This is a genomic window from Kitasatospora sp. NPDC054939, assembly GCF_053610105.1.
This window is the reverse complement of record NZ_JBSGXP010000235.1, coordinates 1-7,728: the sequence shown is the minus strand read 5'-3', so window position 1 is coordinate 7,728 and position 7,728 is coordinate 1. Positions and strand designations below refer to the sequence as shown.

7 protein-coding genes and 1 pseudogene are annotated in these 7,728 nt (G+C 75.8%); 4 read left to right on the top strand and 4 right to left on the bottom strand.

Going from position 1 to position 7,728, the window contains the following annotated elements:
* The 3 genes and pseudogenes from ACWGB8_RS37030 to ACWGB8_RS37020 all read right to left on the bottom strand — a co-directional run.
* Positions 1-344, bottom strand: a pseudogene (locus ACWGB8_RS37030) (hypothetical protein); the annotation flags it as partial.
* A complete protein-coding gene (locus ACWGB8_RS37025; protein ID WP_452218057.1) occupies positions 344-1,972 on the bottom strand; it encodes a DUF3492 domain-containing protein in 1,629 nt (542 codons plus the stop codon). The gene ACWGB8_RS37025 and the pseudogene ACWGB8_RS37030, both read right to left, overlap by 1 nt.
* A 304-nt stretch (positions 1,973-2,276) precedes the next feature.
* Positions 2,277-3,200, bottom strand: coding sequence for an alpha/beta fold hydrolase (locus ACWGB8_RS37020; RefSeq protein WP_452218056.1), 924 nt, complete (start codon positions 3,198-3,200; stop codon positions 2,277-2,279).
* 211 nt (positions 3,201-3,411) lie between these two features.
* On the opposite strand from ACWGB8_RS37020, the gene ACWGB8_RS37015 reads away from it, so the two are divergent.
* The 3 genes from ACWGB8_RS37015 to ACWGB8_RS37005 all read left to right on the top strand — a co-directional run bounded on the left by ACWGB8_RS37015 (position 3,412) and on the right by ACWGB8_RS37005 (position 4,934).
* On the top strand, positions 3,412-4,104 hold the full coding sequence (locus ACWGB8_RS37015; protein WP_452218055.1) for a TetR/AcrR family transcriptional regulator: 693 nt from the start codon (positions 3,412-3,414) through the stop codon (positions 4,102-4,104).
* 147 nt (positions 4,105-4,251) lie between these two features.
* Entirely contained in the window at positions 4,252-4,479 is a 228-nt protein-coding gene (locus tag ACWGB8_RS37010) for a DUF3107 domain-containing protein (protein WP_452218054.1), read from the top strand.
* Positions 4,480-4,607: 128 nt separating this feature from the next.
* Positions 4,608-4,934, top strand: a complete 327-nt coding sequence (locus tag ACWGB8_RS37005) for a hypothetical protein (RefSeq protein WP_452218053.1) — start codon at positions 4,608-4,610, stop codon at positions 4,932-4,934.
* A gap of 37 nt (positions 4,935-4,971) precedes the next feature.
* Here ACWGB8_RS37005 and ACWGB8_RS37000 read toward each other — a convergent pair whose 3' ends face one another.
* Positions 4,972-5,700 carry a ferritin-like fold-containing protein gene (locus tag ACWGB8_RS37000; protein WP_452218052.1) on the bottom strand — a complete coding sequence of 243 codons (729 nt, stop codon included), beginning with the start codon at positions 5,698-5,700 and terminating at the stop codon, positions 4,972-4,974.
* Positions 5,701-6,338: 638 nt separating this feature from the next.
* Here ACWGB8_RS37000 and ACWGB8_RS36995 point away from each other — a divergent pair.
* Positions 6,339-7,728: DEAD/DEAH box helicase (locus tag ACWGB8_RS36995; RefSeq protein ID WP_452218051.1), on the top strand; the 1,390-nt coding region annotated here is incomplete at its 3' end.

The following is a 7,728-nucleotide window of genomic DNA, read 5'->3' as shown; positions in this document are numbered from 1 at the left end:
GCGCAGGGCAGCGCGGTCAGCGCGGCCGTCCGCAGCGCGGCGGCGGAGCGCCGCTGCCAGGGCTCCCGGGCGGCGGCCGGCCAGGCCCGCTCGGGCGGCCGGCGCGGCACCCGGGCGTACAGCTCCTCGGCCAGCGCGAACAGGTCCGCGTGCCGGCAGCGCGCGGCGGTGGCCGCCCCGTGCCCGGCCTCCTCCAGTCCGGCGGCGATCTCCAGCGGGTCGACGGCGCGCTCGCACAGCTCGCGGTACTCGGCCATCAGCTCCCGGACGGGGTCGCCGACCGCCTTCCCCGCCGACCGCCCGGCCGGGGCACCCGCCGCGGCCGCCTCCGCGCCGCCGGGCATCAGACCGCCACCGCCGGGGCGCCGGGCCGCGCCGGCGCCTCCCCGGCCGGTGCCACCGCTCCGGTCTCCGGACCGGCGGCACCGGCACCGCCGCGCGGACCGGACCGCCCGCCCCGGCCGTCGGCCAGCCAGTACTCGGCGGGCCGGGTGAACGGACGCAGCCGCCCGGCCGCGGTCCGGCCCCCGGCCGGGAAGGCCGGCCACTGCGAGAGCAGTTCCAGGTAGATCTCCCGGAAGGCGCCGATCTCCGGCTCGACGGCGAAGCGTTCCTGCGCCCGCAGCCGTCCGGCCAGCCCCAGACGGGCCCGCCGCTCCTCGTCGCCGAGCAGCGCCAGGCAGGCCCCGGCCAGCGCCCGGGGATCGCGCGGCGGGACGAGCAGCCCGGTCGGGCCGAGCACCTCCCGGGCCACCCCGACGTCCGTGGAGACCACCGCCCGCCCGCTGAGCATCGCGTCGGCCAGCAGCCGGGGGCTGCGCTGGGAGAGCGCCGAGAAGACCACCACGGTGCCGTCCGCCCAGGCGTCGGCGAGCGGGCCGGGCCGCCCGGCGAACTCCACCGCCCCGGCCACCCCCAGCCGCTCGGCCACCCCGGCGCAGTGCGCGCGGTAGCCCGGTGAGGCCTCCTCGCCGTGCAGCACCAGCCGGGCCGCGGGCAGTTCGGCCCGGACGGCGGCGAAGGTGTGCAGGACCAGTTCGGCGTCCCGGCCGGGTTCCAGCGGGGCCGCCCAGACCAGGGTCGGCACGGCCGGCTCGGGGCCGGCCGCCTCCCGGTCGACCGCCGGGGTGCCCTCGTGGACGATCCGGGTGCGCGCCGGGTCCGCTCCGCACCGCTGCTGCCAGCGCTCGTCGTGGGCGCTGCCCGGGGTCAGCAGCGCCGCCTGCCGGTAGGTCTCCTCGGTGAGCGCCCGGAAGAAGCCGAGCAGCACCGCGCGGACCGGCCACCGGTACGGAGCCTCGCGGTAGCCGGCGTACTGCTCGCGCAGGTGCAGTCCGTGCTCGGTGACCACGAACGGCACCCCGTGCAGCTGCCGGGCGACCAACGCGGGCAGCGCCGCCGGGCCGCCGCCCACCACATGGCAGACGTCGACCGCGCCGAGCCCGCCCGGCGCCGTCCCGTACCAGGGCGCGGAGAGCGGGCGCAGGCACTGCTCCAGCAGGTCCGCCGCGACCAGCACGTCGCAGACCAGCGGCTGCCCGGCCGAGGTGTCGGCGCCGGGGCCGCGCCAGACCCGCTCCAGGGTGCGCCGGGCCCGGCCGGAGGCGAGGAAGGCGGGCAGCGCGCCGTCCTCGCGGGCGAGCTCGGCCAGCCGGTACAGGCCGGGACCGAAGGAGGCCCGCTCGCCGGGCACCACCAGCGCCCGGACCAGTTGCTCGTACGCCTGCGCGTACTGCCGCCCGCGCAGGGCGCCGGGTCTGCGGCCGGGCGGGCGGCGGCCCCACAGGGCCAGTTCGTGCACCCCGCTCCAGCGGCCGCCGGGGCTCCCGGCCGCCTCCGGGCCGGCCTCGCCGGCCAGCACGTACAGCTCGAACTCGTGCTCCCCGAGCCCCTGCACCAGGCGGGCGCACCAACCGCCGCTGCCACGGCGAGCGAACGGACGTGCGCCCTCGGTGAGCAGTGCAACGCGCACGGGAGACCTCCATGACAGAGCGGATCGACGGATTGCGGGTGGCCGGAGCAGTGGGTCGGCCGGACCGCGGGGGCCGGGCCCACCCGGCCGGCGGCCGGGCGGCTCCGGGCGCGCGCCCGCTCCGGCGGTCTCGGAACCGCCGGAATCCCGGCCGCGGCGCGCCCTCGTCCGGCCGCCGCGGCCGCCCCCACACCTGTTCGGTCCGACAGCAGAAAGGTAGGACCGCAGTGCGGCAATCCATCGGTCACATGCCTGGCTGCCACCTGAACGAGTGAACCGGCGTGACCTCGTCCCGAACGGGACGTTACGAGGCGGCGTCGGCGAGCAGCTCCCGCACCGCCCGCGCCACCTCCACCGGGTGCTCCATCATCGCCACGTGCCCCGAGTCCGGCAGCACCAGCAGCCGGGCGTCCGTGAACGCCGAGCAGGCCCGCCGCGCCGAGCGGTACGAGACCAGCCGGTCGCGCAGCCCGTACACCAGCAGCACCGGCACCCGCACCTGCTCGGCCTGCCGCCACAGCGCCTGGCCGCCGCGCTCGGTGTACGCGGTGACGATCCCGCGGGCCGTCCCCACCATCACCTGCCGCGCGTACGGCAGGCCCGTCCGGCGCCGGTACTCGGCCACCGCCTCGGCCCGGGCGGCCGGGGCGAGTGCCGCCGGGTCGCCGTACACCAGCCGCAGCAGCTGGTCGGCGGCCGCCTCGACGCCCGGCCCGTCCGGTCCGCGCCGGCGCAGCAGGGCGGGGACGCCGGGCACCGCGAGCAGGCCGGTCGGCCAGGCGGAGCGCTGCGGGGGCAGCTCGGGCAGCGCCGGGGAGATCAGGGTGAGGCTGCGGACGAGGTCGGGGCGCAGAGCCGCCAGGCGGACCGAGACGGCGCCGCCGAGCGAGTTGCCGAAGAGGTGGACCGGTCCGCGGCCGGACTGCTCCAGGTATCCGATGACCGCGCGGACGTGGCCGTTCAGCGAGAGGTTGCCGTCGGCGGGCGGGGCGGAGCGGCCGAAGCCGGGAAGGTCCACGGCCTCGCCGGCGACCAGGCCGGCGAGCTCGCCGCGCAGCGCCGTCCAGTTCTCGGAGGAACCGCCGAGCCCGTGCACGTAGAGCGCGGGCGCCCGCCCGTCCGGCTCGCCGGGGTCGGCGCTCACCGCCAGGACGGCCCCGGGGACCTCGACCGTGCGGTACTGCGCGGGCTCCCGCGCCTCGGTGCGGACCTGCTGCTCAGCGCTCATGGTGGACGATGGTAGTGAGCCCGGTCGGCCGCGTCCCGGCCTCCGGCGGCTGCTCGGGACCCCTGCCGTTCTGCCTGGTCGGAGTCGTATTGTGGGCTCCCGACAAGGGGGCGGAGTGGTTTTCTCATGCTCGCCAGGGGCGAACACGGTTACCGAAAAGTAGAATCAGTCACCTTAGCCAGCCCCGACATCCCGTGAAGTGAGGAGCGCCGTGACGGCCATCCAGGAGGCGCAGGAGCGCCCGCGCGGTGCCCGCCTGCCGCGAAGCGCCCGCCGTGAACAACTGCTCGGTGCCGCCCAGGAGGTGTTCGTCGCGCAGGGCTACCACGCGGCCGCCATGGACGACATCGCCGACCGCGCCGGGGTCAGCAAGCCCGTGCTCTACCAGCACTTCCCCGGGAAGCTGGAGCTCTACCTGGCCCTGCTGGACAAGCACTGCGACGCCCTGGTCGAGTCGACCCGCCAGGCGCTCTCGGCGACGACCGACAACAAGCACCGCGTCGCCGCGACCATGGAGGCGTACTTCAACTACGTCTCCAGCGAGTCCGGCGCCTTCCGGCTGGTCTTCGAGTCCGACCTGACCAACGAGCCGGCCGTGCGCGAGCGCGTGGAGCGGGCCTCGGACGCCAGCGCCACGCTGGTCAGCAAGGTGATCCAGGAGGACACCGACCTCCCGGAGGCCGAGTCCAAGCTGCTCGCCGCCGGCGTCTGCGGACTGGCCCAGATCACCGCCCGGTACTGGCTCTCCCAGGGGCTGGAGATCCCGCGCGACGAGGCCGTCCGGCTGGTCGCCAGCCTCGCCTGGCGCGGTCTGAAGGGCTTCCCGATGCACCCGGGCGCCGAGGCCTCGGAGCAGTCCGACCCGGAGGCCGGGGACGGCGCGCAGGAGCCCGCCGCCGAGTAGCGGGCCCGGCGGCGATCCACCGACGTTCCCCTCGGCGATCATCGCGTGCTCTATGGTGAAGCCGTACGGCGCGGTCGCCGCGAACGCTTGTCCCAGGCGCTCCGGTGCCCGCGCGTGGATGGCTGCAACCCCGGAGGGACGGAAGCCGTGGAGGTCAAGATCGGCGTGCAGAACACGCCGCGCGAGATCGTGGTCGAGAGCTCGCAGACTGCCGATGAGGTCCAGAGCGCGGTCGCCAGGGCCCTGGAGGGCACCGACAAGCTCTTCGCGCTGACCGACGAGCACGGCCGTCGGGTCCTCATCCCGGCGGAGCGGCTGGCGTACGTGGAGATCGGCGAGCAGGCCCCCCGCAAGGTCGGCTTCGGCACGCTCTGAGCAGGCTCACCGGTGCCCCGCTCCTCCCGTGAGGAGCGGGGCACCGGCGCGTGTACGGCCCGGTGGGCGCGGGTACGGCGACAGTGCGGCGGTGGGCCGCACCGCACCCGCTACCCGGGGAGGCACCCTTGCTGGTCGAGTCGTTCGCCCTCGTCCTCATCGGCCTGGTCGTCGCCGCGGCGGCGCTGACGGCGCTGCCCGAGTACTTCCCAACGGCGCGGCGCCTCACGATCGGCACGGCGGTGGTGTCGGCCCTGCTGGTCGGGGTGATCGCGGACTTCTCGCTGGCCGGGCGGTCCCCGGCGGTCGCGCTGGCGCTCGCCGCGGCCGGCTCGGCGCTGCTGACCTCGGTGCTCGCCCGGCCGGACCTCGCGGCCGGCCGGCAGTCCGCCCACCGGCACCGTGCCCCGCACCGGTCCGCGCACGGCGCCCACCGGCGGCACCGGCACGCCTGAGGCGTCCGGGCCGGGACGGGGGCGCCGGGCCCGCGGGTCAGGAGGCCAGGCCCAGGGCGGCCATCCGCCGGGTGTGCGCCTCGGTGATGCGGGTGAACATCTTGCCGACCTCGACCAGGTCGAAGCCCTGCACGTGGGCGCCGCCGACCAGCAGGTTCGACAGCGCGTCGCGCTCCGCGACCACCCGCTGGGCCTGGCTGAGCGCCTCGCCCATCAGCCGCCGGCCCCAGAGCGCCAGCCGGCCGCCGACCTTGTGGTCGGCCTCGATGGCCTGCCGCACCCGGTCGACCGCGAACTCGGAGTGCCCGGTGTCCGACATGACGCCGAGCACCAGCTCGCGGGTGTCGTCGTCCAGCCGGACGGCCACCTCGCGGTAGAAGTCGGTGGCGATCGCGTCGCCGACGTACGCCTTGACCAGGCCCTCCAGCCAGTCCGAGGGCGCCGTCATCCGGTGGAACAGCTCCAGCGGCTCGACGAAGGGCTCCATCGCCCGCTCCGGGTCGGCCCCGACCTCGGCGAGCCGGTCGTGCAGCCGCTGGAAGTGCTGGAACTCGGCGGAGGCCATCCGGGCCAGCGCCGCCTTGTCGGCGAGGTCCGGCGCGAGCTTGGCGTCCTCGGCGAGCCGCTCGAAGGCGCTCAGCTCGCCGTACGCGAGTGCTCCGAGCAGGTCGAGCACCGCCGCGCGGTAGCCCGGGTCCGCCGAGCAGGTCGCCCAGTCCCCGATCGAGCCGGCCTCGATCCCCTGCGTCTCACCGTTGGTCTCCATGACCCGTCACCTTAGTCCTGCCCCCGGCCCGCGGGGATCCGCGGCGGCCCCTCCCGGCTGGGCTTTTCCCCGGGGCGGGCGGTTCGTGTCAGACGCGTCACGTGTTCGAGTCGTCGGCTGACTGTATGGTGGTACGGAGGCCCGTAGTGCTCGCACGGTGTCACCGCCGTCTCGGTGGACCGGCAAGCCCGGGCACTCAACGTACGCGGATGCCCGGTCGGAGAGCCGATCGGCTCCGACCATGGCTTGGACTTCAAGCCTTGGCACCGCATCAGTGGCCGAGCGAGGGCCGCCGCGGACCGCGCCGCTCCCCGGCGCAAGGTCCCGCGCAGGTCCCTCACGGGAACCTTCCCCGACGCCGCCGGCGACGCGCCCCCAGCGGGCCGCGCGCACCGGCCGGCCGCAGGGACCGGCGCGGTTGTGCGTCCGCGCAGCTGTATCAGGGCCTTCCGGGCCCGCACGCAGCCGCGCGGCTGCCCGCCCGCCGCTCGCTCTCGGCCCCTCCACACGGAAGAGGCAGCACCCTGTCCACCACCGCTGAACCCGCCAAGACCACCTTCCGGGACCTGGGGATCCTCCCGGAGACCGCCGAGGCCCTGGAGGCCGTCGGCATCGTCCACCCCTTCCCCATCCAGGAGATGACCCTGCCGGTCGCGCTGACCGGGCACGACGTCATCGGGCAGGCCAAGACCGGCACCGGCAAGACCCTCGGCTTCGGCCTGCCGCTGATCGAGCGGGTCGTCGTGCGCGCCGACGTGGACGCCGGCCGGGCCGTCGAGGAGCAGCTCTCCGAGGCCCCGCAGGCGCTGATCGTCGTCCCGACCCGCGAGCTGTGCACCCAGGTCACCAACGACCTGCAGACCGCCGGCAAGGTCCGCGACGTCCGGGTCCTCGCCGTCTACGGCGGCCGGGCCTACGAGCCGCAGGTCGAGGCGCTGAAGAAGGGCGTCGACATCGTCGTCGGCACCCCGGGCCGTCTGCTCGACCTGGCCGGCCAGAAGAAGCTGAACCTGTCGAAGGTCCGCGCGCTGGTCCTCGACGAGGCCGACGAGATGCTCGACCTGGGCTTCCTGCCCGACGTCGAGAAGATCCTCACCATGCTGCCGGCCAAGCGGCAGACCCTGCTGTTCTCGGCGACCATGCCGGGCCAGGTGATCAGCCTCGCCCGCCGCTACATGAGCCAGCCGACCCACATCCGGGCCACCGCCCCGGACGACACCGGCACCACCGTCGCCAACATCGAGCAGCACATCTTCCGTGCGCACTCGCTGGACAAGGTCGAGATGGTCTCGCGCATCCTGCAGGCCGACGGCCGCGGGCTGGCGATGATCTTCTGCCGGACCAAGCGGACCGCCGCCGACGTCTCCGACCAGCTGACCCAGCGCGGCTTCGCGGCCGGCGCCGTGCACGGCGACCTCGGCCAGGGCGCCCGCGAGCAGGCCCTGCGGGCGTTCCGCAACGGCAAGGTCGACGTGCTGGTCTGCACCGACGTCGCGGCCCGCGGCATCGACGTCGAGGGTGTGACGCACGTCATCAACTACCAGTGCCCCGAGGACGAGAAGACCTACCTGCACCGGATCGGCCGCACCGGCCGGGCGGGTGCGTCGGGCACCGCCGTCACCCTGGTCGACTGGGACGACATCCCGCGCTGGCAGCTGATCAACAAGGCGCTGGACCTGCCGTTCAACGAGCCGGAGGAGACCTACTCCACCTCGCCGCACCTCTACGAGCTGCTGAAGATCGCCAAGGGCATCACCGGTGTGCTGCCGCGGTCCGAGCGGACCCGGGCCGGCCTGGGCGCGGAGGAGGTCGAGGACCTCGGCGAGACCGGCGGTCGCGGCTCCCGCGCCACGGGCGGCCGGAGCCGGGGCGGCCGTGGCGGCCGGGACGGGGCGGCTGACCGCTCCGGCGGCGCGCCGGCCGAGGCCGCCGAGGAGAAGCCGGCCCGCCGCACCCGCGAGCGCCGGCGCACCCGGGCCGGGGCGGACCTCGCCGCCGACGCGGTGGCCGGGCAGGCCGTCGTCGAGG

What these genes read in the sequence shown, in the direction of transcription:
- ACWGB8_RS37020 (WP_452218056.1), bottom strand. Translation starts at nt 3,200, where the DNA reads ATGAGCGCTGAGCAGCAGGTCCGCACCGAGGCGCGGGAGCCCGCGCAG.
- ACWGB8_RS37000 (WP_452218052.1), bottom strand. Translation starts at nt 5,700, where the DNA reads ATGGAGACCAACGGTGAGACGCAGGGGATCGAGGCCGGCTCGATCGGG.